The organism is Duganella sp. Leaf126, from assembly GCF_001423125.1.
In the GTDB taxonomy this organism is placed as follows: Bacteria; Pseudomonadota; Gammaproteobacteria; order Burkholderiales; family Burkholderiaceae_D; genus Rugamonas.
In genome coordinates this window covers 72,822-89,873 of sequence record NZ_LMNW01000033.1, presented here as the reverse complement: position 1 = coordinate 89,873, position 17,052 = coordinate 72,822, and the positions used below count along the sequence as shown (strand labels likewise).

At 63.4% G+C, this 17,052-nt stretch carries 20 protein-coding genes and 1 tRNA gene; 7 read left to right on the top strand and 14 right to left on the bottom strand.

Going from position 1 to position 17,052, the window contains the following annotated elements; all coding sequences use genetic code 11:
* Positions 1-7: 7 nt before the first annotated feature.
* Genes ASF61_RS18435 through ASF61_RS18425 form a run of 3 tightly spaced genes read right to left on the bottom strand, consistent with a single transcriptional unit; the run spans position 8 to position 4,400 of the window.
* Positions 8-2,119 (bottom strand): TonB-dependent receptor, encoded by a 2,112-nt coding sequence (locus ASF61_RS18435; protein ID WP_056159203.1) that lies wholly within the window; start codon positions 2,117-2,119, stop codon positions 8-10.
* Complete coding sequence (locus ASF61_RS18430; protein ID WP_056159201.1) at positions 2,119-4,020, bottom strand: M56 family metallopeptidase; 1,902 nt, start codon at positions 4,018-4,020, stop codon at positions 2,119-2,121. The genes ASF61_RS18435 and ASF61_RS18430 overlap by 1 nt, the downstream gene beginning before the upstream one ends.
* The gene (locus ASF61_RS18425; RefSeq protein ID WP_056159198.1) at positions 4,017-4,400 is read right to left on the bottom strand and encodes a BlaI/MecI/CopY family transcriptional regulator; all 384 of its coding nucleotides are present in this window, start codon (positions 4,398-4,400) and stop codon (positions 4,017-4,019) included. Before ASF61_RS18425 ends, ASF61_RS18430 begins: the two co-directional genes overlap by 4 nt.
* A 220-nt stretch (positions 4,401-4,620) precedes the next feature.
* On the opposite strand from ASF61_RS18425, the gene ASF61_RS23480 reads away from it, so the two are divergent.
* The 3 genes from ASF61_RS23480 to ASF61_RS23475 are packed head-to-tail and all read left to right on the top strand — an operon-like array spanning position 4,621 to position 6,079.
* A complete protein-coding gene (locus tag ASF61_RS23480; RefSeq protein WP_156369639.1) occupies positions 4,621-5,103 on the top strand; it encodes a hypothetical protein in 483 nt (160 codons plus the stop codon).
* Positions 5,093-5,881: a DUF6036 family nucleotidyltransferase gene (locus ASF61_RS18420; protein ID WP_156369638.1), complete on the top strand. Its 789-nt coding sequence runs from the start codon at positions 5,093-5,095 to the stop codon at positions 5,879-5,881. Before ASF61_RS23480 ends, ASF61_RS18420 begins: the two co-directional genes overlap by 11 nt.
* Before the next feature lie 21 nt (positions 5,882-5,902).
* The gene (locus ASF61_RS23475; protein WP_156369637.1) at positions 5,903-6,079 is read left to right on the top strand and encodes a hypothetical protein; all 177 of its coding nucleotides are present in this window, start codon (positions 5,903-5,905) and stop codon (positions 6,077-6,079) included.
* Between the two features lie 223 nt (positions 6,080-6,302).
* Here ASF61_RS23475 and ASF61_RS18415 read toward each other — a convergent pair.
* The 6 genes from ASF61_RS18415 to petA all read right to left on the bottom strand — a co-directional run bounded on the left by ASF61_RS18415 (position 6,303) and on the right by petA (position 10,556).
* Positions 6,303-6,378 (bottom strand) — tRNA-Thr (locus ASF61_RS18415).
* A 26-nt stretch (positions 6,379-6,404) separates the two neighbouring features.
* Positions 6,405-6,899, bottom strand: a complete 495-nt coding sequence (locus tag ASF61_RS18410) for a ClpXP protease specificity-enhancing factor (protein WP_056159191.1) — start codon at positions 6,897-6,899, stop codon at positions 6,405-6,407.
* A 106-nt stretch (positions 6,900-7,005) separates the two neighbouring features.
* Positions 7,006-7,617 (bottom strand): glutathione S-transferase N-terminal domain-containing protein, encoded by a 612-nt coding sequence (locus tag ASF61_RS18405; RefSeq protein WP_017877976.1) that lies wholly within the window; start codon positions 7,615-7,617, stop codon positions 7,006-7,008.
* A 119-nt stretch (positions 7,618-7,736) separates the two neighbouring features.
* Positions 7,737-8,501: a cytochrome c1 gene (locus tag ASF61_RS18400; RefSeq protein WP_056159188.1), complete on the bottom strand. Its 765-nt coding sequence runs from the start codon at positions 8,499-8,501 to the stop codon at positions 7,737-7,739.
* Positions 8,502-8,534: 33 nt separating this feature from the next.
* Complete coding sequence (locus ASF61_RS18395) at positions 8,535-9,944, bottom strand: cytochrome bc complex cytochrome b subunit (protein ID WP_056159184.1); 1,410 nt, start codon at positions 9,942-9,944, stop codon at positions 8,535-8,537.
* Positions 9,945-9,947: 3 nt separating this feature from the next.
* On the bottom strand, positions 9,948-10,556 hold the full coding sequence (petA, locus tag ASF61_RS18390) for a ubiquinol-cytochrome c reductase iron-sulfur subunit (protein ID WP_056159181.1): 609 nt from the start codon (positions 10,554-10,556) through the stop codon (positions 9,948-9,950).
* Positions 10,557-10,944: 388 nt separating this feature from the next.
* Between petA and mscL the strand changes: the two genes are divergently transcribed.
* Genes mscL through ASF61_RS18375 form a run of 3 tightly spaced genes read left to right on the top strand, consistent with a single transcriptional unit; the run spans position 10,945 to position 13,285 of the window.
* Complete coding sequence (gene mscL, locus ASF61_RS18385; RefSeq protein WP_056159180.1) at positions 10,945-11,400, top strand: large conductance mechanosensitive channel protein MscL; 456 nt, start codon at positions 10,945-10,947, stop codon at positions 11,398-11,400.
* 46 nt (positions 11,401-11,446) lie between these two features.
* Positions 11,447-12,580 (top strand): Do family serine endopeptidase, encoded by a 1,134-nt coding sequence (locus ASF61_RS18380; protein WP_373994565.1) that lies wholly within the window; start codon positions 11,447-11,449, stop codon positions 12,578-12,580.
* A gap of 15 nt (positions 12,581-12,595) precedes the next feature.
* Positions 12,596-13,285, top strand: coding sequence for a DUF2461 domain-containing protein (locus ASF61_RS18375; protein ID WP_056159173.1), 690 nt, complete (start codon positions 12,596-12,598; stop codon positions 13,283-13,285).
* 6 nt (positions 13,286-13,291) lie between these two features.
* Here ASF61_RS18375 and ASF61_RS18370 read toward each other — a convergent pair whose 3' ends face one another.
* The 5 genes from ASF61_RS18370 to ASF61_RS18350 form a co-directional block, all read right to left on the bottom strand.
* Complete coding sequence (locus tag ASF61_RS18370) at positions 13,292-14,344, bottom strand: NAD(P)H-dependent glycerol-3-phosphate dehydrogenase (RefSeq protein WP_056159170.1); 1,053 nt, start codon at positions 14,342-14,344, stop codon at positions 13,292-13,294.
* Positions 14,341-14,784, bottom strand: a complete 444-nt coding sequence (locus ASF61_RS18365; protein ID WP_056159167.1) for an SH3 domain-containing protein — start codon at positions 14,782-14,784, stop codon at positions 14,341-14,343. Before ASF61_RS18365 ends, ASF61_RS18370 begins: the two co-directional genes overlap by 4 nt.
* 62 nt (positions 14,785-14,846) lie before the next feature.
* Positions 14,847-15,326, bottom strand: a complete 480-nt coding sequence (gene secB / locus ASF61_RS18360; protein ID WP_056159165.1) for a protein-export chaperone SecB — start codon at positions 15,324-15,326, stop codon at positions 14,847-14,849.
* 152 nt (positions 15,327-15,478) lie between these two features.
* On the bottom strand, positions 15,479-15,739 hold the full coding sequence (gene grxC, locus ASF61_RS18355) for a glutaredoxin 3 (RefSeq protein WP_056159688.1): 261 nt from the start codon (positions 15,737-15,739) through the stop codon (positions 15,479-15,481).
* A gap of 15 nt (positions 15,740-15,754) precedes the next feature.
* Positions 15,755-16,198 (bottom strand): rhodanese-like domain-containing protein, encoded by a 444-nt coding sequence (locus ASF61_RS18350; RefSeq protein ID WP_056159160.1) that lies wholly within the window; start codon positions 16,196-16,198, stop codon positions 15,755-15,757.
* Between the two features lie 94 nt (positions 16,199-16,292).
* Between ASF61_RS18350 and gpmA the strand changes: the two genes are divergently transcribed.
* Positions 16,293-17,039: a 2,3-diphosphoglycerate-dependent phosphoglycerate mutase gene (gene gpmA / locus ASF61_RS18345; RefSeq protein ID WP_056159159.1), complete on the top strand. Its 747-nt coding sequence runs from the start codon at positions 16,293-16,295 to the stop codon at positions 17,037-17,039.
* Positions 17,040-17,052 lie beyond the last annotated feature (13 nt).

The window sequence follows — 17,052 nt, the reverse complement described above, 5'->3', positions numbered from 1 at the left end:
GCCGGCATTACCCGAATTTTTTCACCAGCCCCACATACCAGCGTCGCGCCACGAAGTGATCGGCGCCGCGCTGGCGCAGCGTGCCGGCGTCGGTGCGCCAGCTGCGCCGGCTGCCGTCGAAGATGTCATTGCCGTTGACGGTCAGGCTCAGCGTGGCGCTCACGCTGCGTTTCCAGGCCACGTTGACGCCGCTGGTGGCGCCGTAGCCGCCCAGCGGCGTGATGCCGGCCGCTTGCCATTGGGCGTCGAGCGAAACGTCGTCCGGTCCCGCGTGGTAGCCGGCACGCAGCGTCAGGTAGCCGGTCAGCTGGCGTTGACGCACATTGCGGTCGGCGCGTTGCTGGTCCAGGTCGGGCGTGTCGAGCTGCGCGACGTAGGCGCCGCCATCGATCCCCAGGCGCAGCGCGGTGGCGCACGTCCAGTCGATGGCGCCGGTCACGCCGGTGGCGCGGGCCTGGCCGCCGTTGCGGCGCGAGGTGACCAGCACGTGATCGGCGCCGAAGCTGCGGGCGTCGATGACGGTGTCGCGGCTGCGGCGATAAAAGGCGCCGACGCTGGCGCTCACGCGTCGGCCCCCGATGTTGGCGCCCAGTTCCCACGCGGTCAGCAATTGCGGCTGCAATCCGGGATTGCCGCGCACCCGGTTTTGCGCATCGACGTAGGTGGTGAAGGGGTTGAGGTCGCGCGGGTCGGGCCGTTGCAGGCTGCGGCGGCCGCTGAGCGTGACGTCGAGCGTGTCGCTGAGCGCATACACGGCGTGCACGCTCGGATTGAAGGCTTGTCCGCGCTGCGTCGGGAGCGCACCTTGGGACGGCGCGATCTGCAGCGTCATGCGTTCGAAGCGGCCACCGAGCAGCACTTCCCACCGGCCGCGCCGGATCTTGTCGGTGAGGTAGGCGGCAGCCAGTGTGGTGGCGACCGTGTAGCCGTTGGTGGTGGCGGGATCGGGCGTTTCGGCGCCGGTGTCGGGCGCGACCTGTGCCTGGTAGTTGGCCAGCGCGCTGGTTTCCTGCTGGACGTCGATGCCCATGCCCCACTGGCCGGCATCGGCGGCGCGGGTCCAGTCGAGCGTGGCCTGGTCGAGCCGGCGCACGGCGCCGGTCGCGCCACGACCGGCGCTGGCGGCAAGCGCGGGAGCCGGGTCGTCTGCAGCGGACACGTCGCGGTAGGACTTGTCGACCAGGCTGCGGGTGCTGCTGTGCGCCAGTACCGCCTTCAGCACCGACCCCGCGCCCTGGCCGGTGTAGGTCGCACTGGCGTCCTGGTCCGACTGTCGGTTGGGGCCGGAAGACAGCCGGTGAAAAACCGTCTGCCCCGCTGCGGTGACATGAACGTTGCGCACATCGAGCCAGGGCCGCGAGCCGCGCTGGTTGTAATGCGCCGACACGCTCACGCTGTCGGTATCGGTGAGTGCGTAGTCGATGCCCACGCTGGCGCTGCGCACGATACGGCGCACGAACACCGCCGACGTCTGGCTGGTCGATTCCGACATGCCGTTCTGCGGATGGGTCGCGTCGGTCGTGGACTGGCGCCATTTCTGCGTGCCGTCCTGGCGATAGGCCACGCTGGCATGCACCCCGAGCTTGCCCGCTGTGATATCGCCCGCCGCGCCGGCATTCCACAAACCCTGGTCGGCCAGGCTGGCGCGCCACTGCCCATGGGCGCCAGGCTGGCGGTGGCGTTTCAGGACCAGGTTGACGATGGCGCCGCCGTTGGCGTCGTAGGCAGCCGACGGATTGGTGATCACCTCCACGCTGGCGATGTCGGCCCCGCGCATGGTCTGCAGCGCCACGGCGCGCTCGTCGCCGCTGAGCATTGCGCTGGGCTTGCCATCGACCAGCACCGTGACGTTGGGATTGCCCTTCACCGACAACTTGCCGTCGGCTGTCACCGACACTTCCGGCGTCGCTTGCAGCACGTCCTGCGCCGTGCCGTTCTGCGCCCGGGCCAGCGTGGCGACGTCCACCACGGTCTTGTCCACCTTCCTGATGACCGCCTCCCGCGGGGCCGTGATGGTCACGGTCTGGGTGGCCTCATCCTGCGCCTGCGCCTGCGCTGCCGGCATCGATACTGGCGCAAGCGCCGCCAGCAGCAATATCCCCGGCAGCGGCCGGCGCATTACAGCGACCGCTGCGCCAGTTCGTCGAGGAAGGCCGCGCGCGTTTTCGGACCCGCATAGCCCGCGCTCTGGACCGGGTACTGCATCAGCCGTGCAAACACCAAGGTGCGGCCGTCCCGGATGGTCCAGCCGACGAACCAGCCGATATTGTTGTCGCGGTCGGTGCGGCCGTCGGCCAGCTGTACCGGCGCAGTGCCGGTCTTGCCATGGACTTCCCAGCCGGCGGGCATGGCGTCGAGCTTGAGCAGGCGCGCGGTCGCCTCATAAGCGTGCGGCGACAGCGGCAGTTTGCGGTTGACCACCTTGCGCAGGAAGACCGTCTGCTCCTGCGGCGAGATGCGCAAGGTGGGCGACAGCTCGGACACTGCGACCGCTTCGGTCACCCCGGCCACGCTGGAGAGGTCGCGGTTGCCGTAATCGAAGGCCTGGACGTAGCCGCGCACGCTGGCTGCGCCCAGGCGCCTGGTCACCTGCTGCGAGTACCAGACGATCGATTCGCGTAGCCAGCCGGCAGGATCGGTGCCATGGCGCCAGGATGGATTGCTCGACGCATAGCTGGCCTTGTAGGGCAGGTACGGCGCATGGTCGTCGCGCAGCACGCCGCTGTCGAAGCCCATCAGGCTGATGGCGATCTTGAACGTGGACGCCGGCGTGACGCGCGCGTCGCAGGTACCCTCGCGCACCAGCGTGGCGCCGCTGGCGGCATCGACCATCACGGTGCAATCGATTACTGCCGGTGCTGCCGGTGCTGCAGCAAGCCTGGCATCGTTGACGGCCGGACTGGCCAGCAGCGGCCGCGGTTCGATCGCCGGGCCGGCCGCCTGCCACGCCAGCGCCGGCTGCAGCGCGAAGTTGGCCACCGCCACCGCTGCCAGGCTGGCCAGCGCAAGCGCGCGCGGCCAGGCGCCGCGTGCCGTGGCCGGCGTGCGAATCAGGCCGATGCGCGCGGCCAGCGTGCTCGTCCCCGCGCCGCCATCATGGGCACCGAACGCCAGCGCCATGCCGGCTGGCCGGTGCTGCCAGCGCAGTTGCGCCACCAGCGCTGCCGCATAGGCCTTGCGCTCGGCCGGCGGCCGGCCGCGCAGCACATCGCGGTCGCAGCCGAATTCCTGCGCCCAGCCCAGGCGGGCACCCAGCAAGCGCATGAACGGGTTGAACCAGAACAGGCTTTGCAGTACCAGCGCGGCCGCGCTCCAGTGCAGGTCGCGGCGCCGCCAGTGCGTCAATTCGTGCGCAACGATCAGGCGCTGCTGGAACACCTCGACCTCGCGCAGGTGGCGCGGCAGCAGCAGGCGCGGCCTGAACAAGCCCAGCAACATGGGCGACATCGGCACCTCCACCTCGATCACCGGCAGCGGCAATGCCTGCTGGTCCGGCGCAAGGCCGGCATGGTCGGCCCCGGTCAGCGCCCGGCCGCTGGCTGCCAGCGTGTCGAGCAGACGCTGGGCGCGCCACCAGCGCCACAGCGCGTGGGCCAGGCCCGACAGGTACAGCAGCAGCCAGGCGCGGCCCGCATCGCGCATCCAGGCCGATGCCGGCCGGTCGGCGGCGACCGCCACCAGGTCGGGCGCCGGACGCGTCGCTTCTGCAGCATGGGTCGCCGCCGCCGCAGCAGGCACGGCGGACGCCGGCGCCGCTTCCGGCTCGACGATCTCGATCAGCGGCAGTACGCGCAGGCTGTCGGACGGCGGCAGCAGCATCGCCAGGAACACGACCGCCACCGCCACCTGCGCACCGAGCCACAGCGACCGCTGCTGCGTCAGCACCGGCAGCCAGCGCCGGCACAGCAGGGCCGCGGCCCAGACCGCACAGCCGACCGCCAGCGAGCCGCCAGCGGCCAGCAGCAGGCGCGCCAGAGTCAGGTCCAGGTCGATGCCGGTATCGATGCCGCCGAAAATCATGGGGTGCTGCCCGTTTCGTCGGGCCACTGTTGCAGCAGTTGCTCGAGCTGGTCGAGCTCCTGTTCATCGACCAGCTTGCTGCCGGTGAACATCATGACCGGCAGCGGCGTATCGATCTCCATCACGCGCTTGCCGAAGTCGCGCGCAAAGGCAGCCAGGGTATCGACCTTCTCCAGCACCGCTTCGTACACCTGCACGCCATGCTTGACCTGCTGCGCCACCATGCGCTTTTCCAGCATCCGTTCGAGCGTCTTGCGGGTGGACGAGTACGACCAGCCCAGTTCTTCAGCAACATGCTCGTGCAGTTCGCGCGCACTCAGCGGCTGGTGGCGCCACAGGGCTTTGAGGAGGGTGAGTTCGGTGATGGAGGGGGTGGACATGACGGACCTGCGTTTGTGACGAAGGTATTCATGATGTGACATATGTCACACAAGGTCAAGTGCGGCGTGATTTTTTTGAGGATGTAGACGCAACACGTCATCGCGCTGGACCGGCTGCCAGCGTGTGATCGGACGGACGACATGCGCGCAAGGACTTGTGCGGCAGCGGCAAGAGGACCGACGATGCGCCATGTCGATAAGTGCATCGACGGAGCCAGGGTTGACAGCTGTGAAATGGCGCGGATGGGATGCCCGGGGCGGCTTTGCATCCTCCGGCCCAAGTGCATCATTTTTGAGCAATGCGTGCTATGATGGTCCCACCAGTAGCACCGCACAACGTCCCGTTCCAAATAATATTATGGCGAGCAATCCACAACGGCAAGGTAGTAGAGGGCCTGAGGCTTTCCAGGCGCTGGCCGAACGTCGCCTTGTCAAGCATGAGCCGGTTGCAAAGGCTTTGCGCTCAGCAGCGCCATCAATCGTTGATGAAATTATCTCCCTGGCATACATTCAGGTTGCTAAATGGGAGCAGGATTCCCTTTGCAGCAAGGATTACATTGCTGCCTGGCGGGAGCTGCTCAAAAGTCCTGCTGCCGCCGCCGCCGTCTTGGAGGAAAGATCCTCGCGCGCCGCTGCTCTACGCCAGAACTCGCCTTTCGTTGCCACTATCCGTAAGTTTCAGTCGCTAGCACATGCAGCGTGAGCACATCAGAATAGCGCTCAATGAAGCAAGCAAGCTTGGACCACACAAGGAATTTGTGGTGGCAGGAAGCTTGTCGGTTTTGGGACTTAAAGAAGTTCCACCTGAGATGATGTCGATGTCGATAGACATCGATTTCTTTCCCTTTCACGACCAATCCCACATTCACGACATCGCCGAGGCGCTGGGCGAGGATTCGGCCTTTCATGAAGCCCACGGGTACTTTCTCGATCCCATCGCCGCAGATGTGCTCGTGCTTCCCGCCGGCTGGATGGAGCGCATGGTGCTGTATGAATTCGGTGAACTTCGTATCTATTTTTTAGACGTCAACGATACGGCGGTCTCCAAGTACGTGCGAAGCGCAGACAATGACTTTCGCTGGATCGATGCCGGGCTACAATCCGGCCTCCTGGATCTGGACAAGATTGATGCTCGTTCGCAGTTTGGCGTTGATTATCCTGGCGACGACGACAGGCGGCGCATACGCAATGGCATCGCGGCCCACCGCGCCGCGATGAAGAATTCCGGTAGCTTGCGCATGGAACTGCTGGAGGCTCTGCGATCCCGTCCTGAGGTACGAATTGCCACGCTCATCGATGACGACTACGCGTACTCGGGACCGGTTCTATTTTCTTTGGATGACAGGGTAGTTCAAGAGGTGGAGCATGGCGTTGTGGTGATCCACGACAGCAGCGGCTGGAAGCGCCTGCCCGAAGTGGGGGAAATCTCCACGATTACCTACCGCGATGGCACTGCACTGCTTGAGCCAGGCGACCTTTAGTATTTGAAAGAGGATCCTGGCATGTTACAGGATTCAGCTGGAACTCTGATCCACGCCGAAGTTGAGGCCGTCGTCAATACCGTCAACACAGCCGGCGTCATGGGCAAGGGTTTCGCGTTGCAACTCAAGCAGGCCTACCCGGCTATGTTCCGCGCCCACGAAGGGGGCTGGGCAATGTCCTCAGCACTGGCATTGTAGTAAGTCTGCAAGTGCTTGATATCGTGGTGCCCCACCATGTCCTCTTGGGTAAAGAAGGTTGGAGTCTGAATTTTGGCAAAGGTTTTAGCATATTTTGGCAAAGCATCCGCCAAAAAGCCGTTTTACACCTGAGTTTGCCGCAAGAATAGACGTAAAAAAACCCGGAGATCCCCTATGAAGACGGTGATTTCCGGGTTTTTCGCGCGTTGGCTGAAACGCTAGCTGGTGCCGACTGCCGGTTTCGAACTGGCCACCTGATGATTACAAATCAACTGCTCTACCAAATGAGCTAAGTCGGCGAAACTTGTACGGGGCAGATTATACGCTATTTAATCCGCGTCAGGGTCGGGCGGCCGCCCTTGCGTGGCGGTTCGTCGTCGGGGGACGTCGGGTTGTCCGGCTTGGCGTCGGCGGCTGGGGCCGGGGCGATCGATGGCACCGAGGTGAGGACGGGGGCGCTCGGCTCGTCGGTGGCCGGTGACGGTTGCGGTGGCGGGGCGTCGGCGCCGAGTTGCGGTTCGAACGCCATGCCCTGGCCGTTTTCGTTGGCGTAGATGGCCATCACGTTGTTGACCGGCACGTAGATTTCGCGCGAGACGCCGCCGAAGCGGGCGTGGAAGCGGATCGCGTCGTTGTCCATTTTTAGGCCGGACGTGGCGCCGAAGCTGATGTTGAGGACGATTTCGCCTTTTTTCACGTATTCCATCGGGACCGTGGTCGCAGCATCGACCTTGACGGCCAGGTAGGGCGTATAGCCGCTATCGGTGCACCATTCGTAGATGGCGCGCAGCATGTATGGCTTGGTTGAGATTTCGGACATGGTCTTCCAGACTACGGTAACGCCCGGCGCGCAACTGCTGTGGGCAGATGGCGCGCCGGCGATCAACTATTGCAGCAATGAACACGGGGCGCCGCAGCGCCCGTGCTCAACGACGCATCACTTTTTCGGACGGGGTCAGCGCTTCGATATAGGCCGGGCGCGAGAAGATGCGCTCGGCGTATTTCATCAGCGGCGCGGCGGTCTTCGACAGTTCGATGCCGTAATGGTCGAGGCGCCACAGCAGCGGCGCGACTGCCACGTCCAGCATCGAGAACTCGTCGCCGAGCATGTACTTGTTCTTCAGGAACAGCGGCGCCAGCGTGGTCAGGCGGTCGCGGATTTCGGCACGGGCCTTGTCGTGGCTCTTGTCGTTGCCCTTGGCACGTTCGCTTTCCAGCACGTGCACGTGGACGAACAGCTCTTTCTCGAAGTTGAACAGCATCAGGCGCGCGCGCGCGCGCATCAGCGGATCGGCCGGCATCAGCTGCGGGTGCGGGAAGCGTTCGTCGATGTATTCGTTGATGATGTTCGATTCGTACAGGATCAATTCGCGCTCGACCAGGATCGGCACCTGACCGTACGGATTCATGGTCGAAATGTCTTCCGGCTTGTTGAACAGGTCGACGTCGCGTACTTCGAAGTCCATGCCTTTTTCAAACAGCACAAGGCGGCAACGTTGCGAGAAGGGGCAGGTAGTGCCCGAGTAGAGAACCATCATTTGTTATAGTTCCTTAGAAACAAAGGGGGCGAACCGTCGAACGGATCACCCCAGAACCGATTGCCCGCTCAGGCGGGCATCGCAAAAACAAGCGCCGGCATCTGTTCCGGCGCTCTCGATTATTTCACTTCTTTCCAGTACGACGCACTCAAGCGCCACGCCAGCAAGACAAACAGGGACAGGAACAAGATCACCACCACGCCCAGTTTCTTGCGGGTCTGCGCTGCAGGTTCCGCCATCCATTGCATGTAGCCGACCAGGTCGGCCACCGCATTATCGAATTCTAACTTACTCATGGTGCCCGGCGCGACTTGTTCGAAACCGTCGAACTGGTGAACCGTCTTGCCATGCTCGTGCGGATCAGGCACTTCCTTCGTCTTGATCTTCTGGATGCCTTGTAATTCCCACAACACGTGCGGCATCGCAGCGTTTTCCAGCACCCGGTTGTTCCAGCCGTTGGGCCGGTTGTCATCCCTGTAGAACGTGCGCAGATACGTGTACAGGTAGTCCGCGCCGCTGCCCGATCCCGATGCCTTGGCCCGCGCGATCACCGACAGGTCCGGCGGCACCGCACCGAACCATGCCTTGGCGTCCTTCGGATTCATCGACGTGGTCATCATCGCGCCCACTTTATCGGCGGTAAACAGCAGGTTGTCGCGGATCTGCGCCTCGGTCAGGCCCAGGTCCTTGAGGCGGTTGTAGCGCATCGAGGACGCATTGTGACAGTTCAGGCAGTAATTGACGAATAATTTTGCACCATGTTGCAGTGCGGCCATGTTATTCGAACGGTCAGGGGCCTTATCGTAAGGGAAACTCGCTTCGTTGGCCAGCACCAGCGCCGGCACCAGGGCCAGCGCGGCCAGCAGTTTCTTCGCAAAATTCATGTCGGTGTCCTTTAGGTACGGAGAGTCAGCGGCTCAGTGCGGGTGGAACACCACGCGGTCCGGCACTTTCTTGAACTTGCCCATCGTGCTCCACCACGGCATGAACAGGAAAAAGCTGAAGTACAACAGGGTGCACACTTGCGAAATGATGGTGCCGACCGGCGTCGGCGGCAGCGTGCCGAGCACGCCCAGCGTGATGAACGCGATGAAGAACACCGCGTACACGTATTTGTGCCAGGTCGGGCGATAGCGGATCGACTTCACCAGCGAGTGGTCGAGCCACGGCATGAAAGCGAGCACCACCACCGAGCTGCCGAAGAACACCACGCCCCAGAACTTGGCGTCGAGCACCTGCGGCAGCATGCCGAAGATGGCCATCAGCGCCACCACGGCGATGATGATCTTGGTCACCAGCGACAGGCGCGACTTGAGCCAGATGAACACCGTGTAGGCCGCCACAAAGCACATCAGCACCCACATGAAGTCGGCGGTGGTGGCGCGCAGCACCGAGTAGAACGGCGTGAAATACCAGGTCGGGGCGATGTGCAGCGGGGTCTTGAGCGAGTCGCCGGGCAGGAAGTTGTTGTACTCGAGGAAGTAGCCGCCCATTTCCGGCGCGAAGAACACCACGCAGCTGAAGATCAGCAGGAACACCGACACGCCGAACAGGTCGTGCACCGTGTAATACGGGTGCGATGGAATCGAGTCGAGCGGGTGGCCGTCCGGTCCCAGGTGGTCTTTGACCTCGATGCCGTCCGGATTGTTGGAGCCGATTTCGTGCAGTGCGATCAGGTGGGCTGCCACCAGGCCCAGCAGCACCAGCGGGATGGCGATCACGTGGAAGGCGAAGAAGCGGTTCAGGGTGGCGTCCGACACCACGTAGTCGCCGCGGATCCACAGCGACAGGTCGGGACCGATGACGGGAATCGCACCGAACAGGTTGACGATCACCTGGGCGCCCCAGTACGACATCTGGCCCCATGGCAGCAGGTAGCCGAAGAACGCTTCGGCCATCAGGCACAGGAAGATGGCGAAACCGAACAGCCAGATCAGCTCGCGCGGCTTGCGGTACGAACCGTACAGCAGCGCCCGCGTCATGTGCAGGTAGATGATGATGAAGAAGGCCGAGGCGCCGGTCGAGTGCATATAGCGCACCAGCCAGCCCGACGGCACTTCGCGCATGATGTATTCGACCGAGGCGAACGCCAGGTTGGCGTCCGGCTTGTAGTGCATGGTCAGGAAGATGCCGGTGACGATTTGCAGCACCAGCACCAGCATGGCCAGCGAACCGAAGATGTACCAGACATTGAAGTTTTTCGGCGCGTAGTACTTGCCCCACTGGTCGTTCCACAGCTTGGACAGCGGGAAACGGTCATCGATCCAGCCCAGCGCTCTGCGCGAAGCCGGCGCATTGGCCGGCAGTTTGGTTTCCTTGAATGCCATGGCTTAGGCCTCGCCTTTCTCGTCCTTGCCGATCACCAGCTGGGTGGCGGAGAGGAACATGTAGCGCGGCACTTGCAGGTTGTCGGGCGCCGGCTTGTTCTTGAACACGCGGCCGGCCATGTCGAACGTGGAGCCGTGGCAGGGGCACAGGAAGCCGCCTTCCCAGTCGTCGGGCAGCGACGGCTGCGGACCGGGCTGGAACTTGGAGGAGGGCGAGCAGCCGAGGTGGGTGCAGATGCCGACCGCGACCAGGATTTCGGGCTTGCGCGAGCGCCATTCGTTGCGGGCGTACTCGGGCGTGAATTCGTCGGGATTGCGTTTCGACTCGGCGTCGGCCACCTTGTCATCGGTTTTCTTGAGGGAGGCGATCATTTCCGGCGTGCGCTTGAGCACCCAGACCGGTTTGCCGCGCCATTCGACGGTGATCATCTGGCCCGGGCCAAGGGCGGCAATATCGACCTCGACCGGCGCACCGGCCGCCTTGGCCCGTTCCGACGGCTGGAAGGTGGATACCAGCGCCCCGGCCGTGGCCAGTCCTGCCACGCCGCCCACCGCGCCCGTCGCAACGAGCAGGGTGCGGCGACCTGAATCGATCTGTTTTTCATTACCCATGCTTACCCCAATCTGTCAAAGTGCCAACAAAAGTCCACCTGCCGATCAGCGCGTATGCTCCGGAAAAACGATCCAGCGCCGAGCACTCGTGTGTTTTATGCAACCATAAAAATTATAAGGCGGGACACATCCACGCGGTGAAAAGTGTTCTGAAAGCATATTTCGCCGGCGCGCTGCCCGGCAGCGTCCGTTTCCGCTCGTGAAAGCGCGCGATTGAATCGTCCCCTGTTGTTGATGTTATCGAGTCAGCGGGTGCCAACAGATCAAACTTAAACCAATTCCTTGTCGGTGTGTGCAAACGGCAAGGGTGTTTGGAATCCAATTGAAAAAATAGTATGATCGTCAGGCAGTTTTGTAAACAAAAGACCACATGTGGAGGAATAAAACTATGGCAATGATGAAAGAATTCAAAGAATTCGCGATGAAGGGCAATGTGGTCGATCTGGCTGTCGGTGTGATCATCGGCGGGGCCTTCGGCAAGATCGTCGATTCCCTCGTCACCGACATCATCATGCCCCCGATCAGCAAGCTGTTTGGCGGCCTCGATTTCGCCAGTTATTACATCCCGCTCAACGGCCAGGCCTACAATCTGACGCTGGCCGAAGCCAAGAAGCTCGGCGCGGTGTTCGCCTACGGTAACTTCGCCACCATCCTGCTCAACTTCCTGATCCTGGCCTTCGTGATCTTCCAGATGGTGCGCCTGATGAACCGTGCGCGCCAGCGGCTCGAGAAGCCCGCTGCCCCGGCCGCGCCGCCGCCGACGCCGGAAGACATCGTGCTGCTGCGCGAGATCCGCGATGCACTGAAAAACGATCAACGCAAGAATGATCAACTCAAGAATTAACGAGGACGCCCGCCCGGCGGGTTGAATTATGCGACGACTCTGGTTGTTGTTTGCGCAAACGGTCACCGTCGCGCTGGCACTGTATTTTGTCTATACGGCGGTGGTTTCCGACCGCGCCGCCCCCGTGCGCCTGCAGCAGATGGGCAGCGCCGAGCGGCCCGCGCCGATGCTCGAAGCGGGCCCGTCGAAACCGCCGGCGCTGGCCAGCGGTTCGTACCGCAACGCTGCTGCGCGCGCCATGCCGGCGGTGGTCAACATCATCACCAGCAAGCGGCCCAAGCGCAGCAAGCACCCGTTGATGAAAGACCCGTTCTTCAAGCGCTTCTTCGGCGACGAAGGCGACGACGAGGATTCCAGCCTGGGCTCGGGCGTGATCGTCTCGGCCGAAGGCTACATCCTGACTAACAACCACGTGGTCGAAGCGGCCGACGAGATCGAGGTGATGCTGGCCGACGGCCGCAAGGCTGCCGCCAAGGTGGTCGGCACCGATCCCGAAACCGACCTGGCCGTGATCAAGATCGCGCTGACCAAGCTGCCCGTGATCGTGCTGGGCCAGGCCGAGCAGGCGCAGGTCGGCGACGTGGTGCTGGCCATCGGCAACCCGTTCGGCGTCGGCCAGACCGTCACCATGGGCATCATCTCCGCGCTGGGCCGCAACAACCTGCACATCAACCATTTCGAGAACTTCATCCAGACCGACGCGGCGATCAACTTCGGCAACTCGGGCGGGGCGCTGGTCGATACCCATGGCAACCTGCTGGGGATTAATTCGGCCATCTATTCGCAGTCGGGCGGCTCGGTCGGCATCGGCTTCGCCATCCCGATGAGCACGGCCAAGACGGTGATGGAAGCGATCATCAAGTCCGGTCACGTGGTGCGTGGCTGGATCGGCGTGGAAACCCAGGACATCACGCCGGAACTGGCGCGCAGCTTCAGCCTGCCGCGCCAGAGCGGCGCCATGATCGCCGGCGTGGTGCGCAACGGCCCCGCCTACAAGGGCGGCGCGCGCCCCGGCGACATCCTGCTGTCGGTGGACGGCAAACCGGTCAGCGACACCAACGGCATGCTCAACCAGATCGCGCAGCTGGTGCCGGGCGAAAAAGCTAAAATGACGGTCCTGCGCAAGAGCCGCGAAACCACGCTCGACGTCGTCGTCGGCAAGCGCCCGCCCCCCAAATAAGGTTCAGCACCACCCATGCATTTACGCGATCTGACGCAATTTTTGCGCGAACTGGCGGAGAACAACAACCGCCCCTGGTTCGTGATGAACAAGCCGCGCTACGACATCCTGCGCGAAGAATTCCTGCAGGTGGTGACCGAGGTGATCGGTGAGCTGGGCAAGTTCGATCCGGCGGTCAAGTTCAGCAACCCGAAAAAAGCGATGTTCCGCATCAACCGCGACGTCCGCTTCGCGCACGATAAAAGCCCGTATAAAACCCGCTTCTCGGCCGCGGTGGCGCCGAACGACATGCGCCGTCCCAGCAAGGCCGGCGGTCCCACCTATTACCTGCAGATCGACGGCTCGGGCCGGATGCTGTTCGGCGCCGGCGAATACATGCCGCCGCCCGGGCGCCTGAAGGCGCTGCGCCAGCACATGGTCGACGATGCGGCCGGCTTTCGCAAGGTCTTGAAGAACAAGCAGCTCAAGTTGCGCTTTGGCGATATCCGTGACGAAGGCAAGCTGATGCGCCCGCCCAAGGGATTCGATCCCGAACACGAACACATCGAGTACATCAAGCTGAAAAGCTTCTTCATCTGGACCGAGATCGATGTGCCGCTGAACCAGCCGGAGTTGCTGGTGCCGCTGCTGGCCGGCGGCTTCAAGGATGCGCTGCCGCTGGTCGAGTGGATGCGCGGCGCGAAGGAAGACGTCGTCGAGGAATAGGCGGCGCTAGCGCAGCACCTGCTCGTCGCGCGGGTCGCGCGCCAGCAGGCGCAGCACCATCGCTTGCGGCTGGTCGCCGTCGAACAGTACGCCGGCCACCGCGTTGGTGATCGGCATGTCCACGCCCATGCGTGCTGCCAGCTCGCGCACGGCTTTGGCGCAGGGCACGCCTTCTGCCACGTGACCGAGTTCCTGGACGATGGTGTCGAGCGCCTTGCCTTGCGCCAGCGCCAGGCCGACGCGGCGGTTGCGCGACAGGTCGCCGGTGCAGGTCAGGATCAGGTCGCCCATGCCGGTCAGGCCCATGAAGGTTTCGGCCTGGCCGCCGAGCGCGGTGCCAAGGCGGGTGATTTCGGCCAAGCCGCGCGTGATCAAGGCGGCGCGCGCGTTCAAACCCAGGCCCAGGCCGTCGGCCACGCCGGTGGCGATCGCCAGCACGTTTTTCACGGCGCCGCCCACTTCCACGCCCACCAGGTCGGCGCTCGAATACACGCGCACATTACCGCCGTGCACGGCCGCCACCACGCTGTCGCGCAGCTGGGGCGAGGTCGATGCGATGGTCAGCGCGCACGGCAGGCCGCGCGCCACTTCCTGCGCGAACGACGGGCCGGACAGGGCGCCGCCGGCCACGGCGTCACCGAGTTCCTCGCGCACGATCTGGTGCGGCAGCAGGCCGGTGTCATATTCGAAGCCCTTGCACAGCCAGACCACGTGGGCGATGTTGTAGGGTTTTAACTGTTTCAGCAGCGGCCGCAGGCCGGCGACCGGGCAGGCCGCAATCAGCAGGCCGTCGGCGCCGGCGGCATGGGCCAGCGCGGCGTCGAAATCGGCGGCCACGTGCAGCCGCTCGGGGAAGCGGTGGCCAGGCAGGTAGTCGGTGTTTTCGCGGGCCGCGCCCATCGCGTGCAGGGCGGCGCCGTTGCGACCCCACAGCAGCACGTCGTGGCGCTGGGCCAGGGCCATGGCCACGGCCGTGCCCCAGGCGCCGGCGCCCAGCACGGTGACCTGGCGGGTGCCGGCCACGCTGCCGGCAACGGCGGTATGCGGGACGGGGCTCATACGCCCCAGATGTCGGCGTTCTTGACGTAGCCGGTGGCGCCGTCCTTGTGGCGCACCTTGAGCCAGCCGCCGGCGGCAGTGTCGAGCACTTCCAGCAGCACGCCCTTGTCGGCAATGAAGGCCGCCGTGGCGGCGTCGTCCGGGGAGCTGCGGACTTTGAGGTTGGCGGCGCGCACGATGACGTTGCGCTTGCCGGTGAGATTCTTGGCTTCGGTCCAGGCCATGTCGCCGTTCAGGTCGCGGACCTTGATCCATTCGCCATAGGTCAGCACCACTTCGAGCGGGGCGCCGCGCGGCACCACGAACAGCTTGCCGCCCTTGGTCGACGGCGCGTCGTACAGCACCGCAGGCGCGGCGCCCACCGTTTTGAACTCGGATGCCTGGCTGGCGGCAGCGGCCAGCGTCATGGCCAGCGCGGCGATCAAACGGAGAGAGGTCATTGCTTGCCTTGTCTGGAAACCTCGAACGCCGCGCGCGGCGGGTTCGAGGTCCGGTTGGTTACTTAGTGCGTGGTGGTGCTGTCGGCAGCCGGTGCGGCAGCAGCGGCGTCGGCCACGGCTTGCAGGCGCTGCTGGTAGAACACTTCGAAGTTGATTTCTGCCAGGTGCACGGGCGGGAAGCCGGCACGGGTGATCACGTCGGCGATGTTGGCGCGCAGGTACGGATACACGATGTTCGGGCAGCCGATGCCCAGCAGCGGGTCCAGCTGGTCGGCTGGAATGTTGCGGGCTTCAAAGATGCCGGCTTGCTTGCCTTCGACCAGGAAAGCGACCTTGTCTTTGACCTTGGCGGTGACGGTGATGGTCACGGTCGATTCGAAGATGCCTTCCGCCAGCGGCTCGGCGCCCACGTCCAGGGCCACCTCGATGCTCGGCGCTTCCTGTTCCAGGAAAATAGCTGGCGAGTTCGGTTGTTCCAGCGACATGTCTTTCAGGTAGACGCGTTGGATTTGAAATACTGGTTGCAGATTTTCTTCAGACATGGAGCGCTTTCGTTATGGTGAATAAGAACGGCCTCGGCCATTCAATATAAGTTGTGCTTGGTATGGGCAATGCTGCGGCTCAAATCAACGCGAAGACAATTGTATCAAAACCGCCATCATCAACGGGACTTTCTGGCCCTGTCACGGCGGCGTCAGCCGTTGAGCAGCGCCGTCAGCTTGCCGGCCTGGTCCAGCGCGTGCAGGTCGTCGAAGCCGCCGACATGGGTGTCGCCGATGTAAATCTGCGGCACGGTGCGGCGGCCGGTTTTTTCCATCATCAGCATGCGTTGCTGCGGATCGAGGTCCACGCGGACTTTTTTCAGGTCGGTCACGCCCTTCGATTCCAGCAGCCGCTCGGCGCGGATGCAATACGGGCATACGGCGGTGGTGTACATCGTCACTTCGGCAGTCATCATGCTTCCTTCCAGTTATTTGGCCGGTGTTTTCACCAGCGATTTTGCCGGCGACGGCTTGGTCAGCGGCAGGTTGGCCTTTTTCCAGGCATCGATGCCGCCATCGAGGATCACCACGTCGGTAAAACCGGCCTTGGTGAGCTTGCTGGCGGCTGCAGAGGCGCGCATGCCGCCGGTCTGGCACACGACCACCACGGTCTTGCTCTTGAATTTGTCCAGTTCGGCCTTGCGCTGGTCGAATTCGGCAAACGGGATGTTCTTCGCGTCCGGCAGATGGCCAAGCGTGAAGTCTTTCTGCTCGCGGACATCTACAATGGTGGCCTTGCTGCGATTAATCAAGAGCGTCACGTCGGCCGGGTTGGCGCGCTTGCCGCGCTGGGTCAGCATCGGGAACAGCAGGGCGCCGCCGGACACGAGCACCACGGCGATCAGGAAAATATTGTCAATGAAGAATTTCACAGGGTTCCAATGGTTTAAATGAATCCGCGCATTATAAAATAGAAGCAGCGATCAATCCTTCCCACTTTATTTACTCTCTCTGAAGATCATTCACATGTACAAAATCGTATTCATGCGCCATGGCGAATCCACCTGGAACCTGTCGAACCGCTTTACCGGCTGGACCGACGTCGATCTGACCGAGAAGGGCATCAACGAAGCCAGGGCGGCCGGCAAGGTGCTCAAGGAATCCGGTTACACCTTCGACCTGGCCTACACCTCGGTGCTCAAGCGCGCGGTGCGCACGCTGTGGCTGGCGCTGGACGAAATGGACATGATGTACCTGCCGATCAAGAACGACTGGCGCCTGAACGAGCGTCACTACGGTGCGCTGCAGGGCCTGGACAAGGGCGAGACCGCCGCCAAGTACGGCGACGAGCAGGTGCTGGTCTGGCGCCGCAGCTACGACACGCCGCCCCCGGCGCTGGAAGCGACCGACGACCGCGTCTCGTACAACGATCCGCGCTACGCCGGCCTGTCGAAAGATCAGATCCCGCTGACCGAATGCCTGAAGGACACCGTGGCGCGCGTGGTGCCGGTCTGGGACGAAGAGATCGCCCCGGCCATCCGCGCCGGCAAGAAGATCATCATCTCGGCCCACGGCAACAGCCTGCGCGCACTGATCAAGATGCTTGACGGCATCAGCGACGACGCTATCGTCGGCCTCAACATTCCAAACGGCCAGCCGCTGGTCTACGAACTCGATGCCGACCTGAAACCGATCCGCCACTACTACCTCGGTGATGCCGACGCCATCGCGGCCGCCCAGGCAGCCGTGGCCAACCAGGGCAAGGCCAAGTAATTTGTCTTCTTTT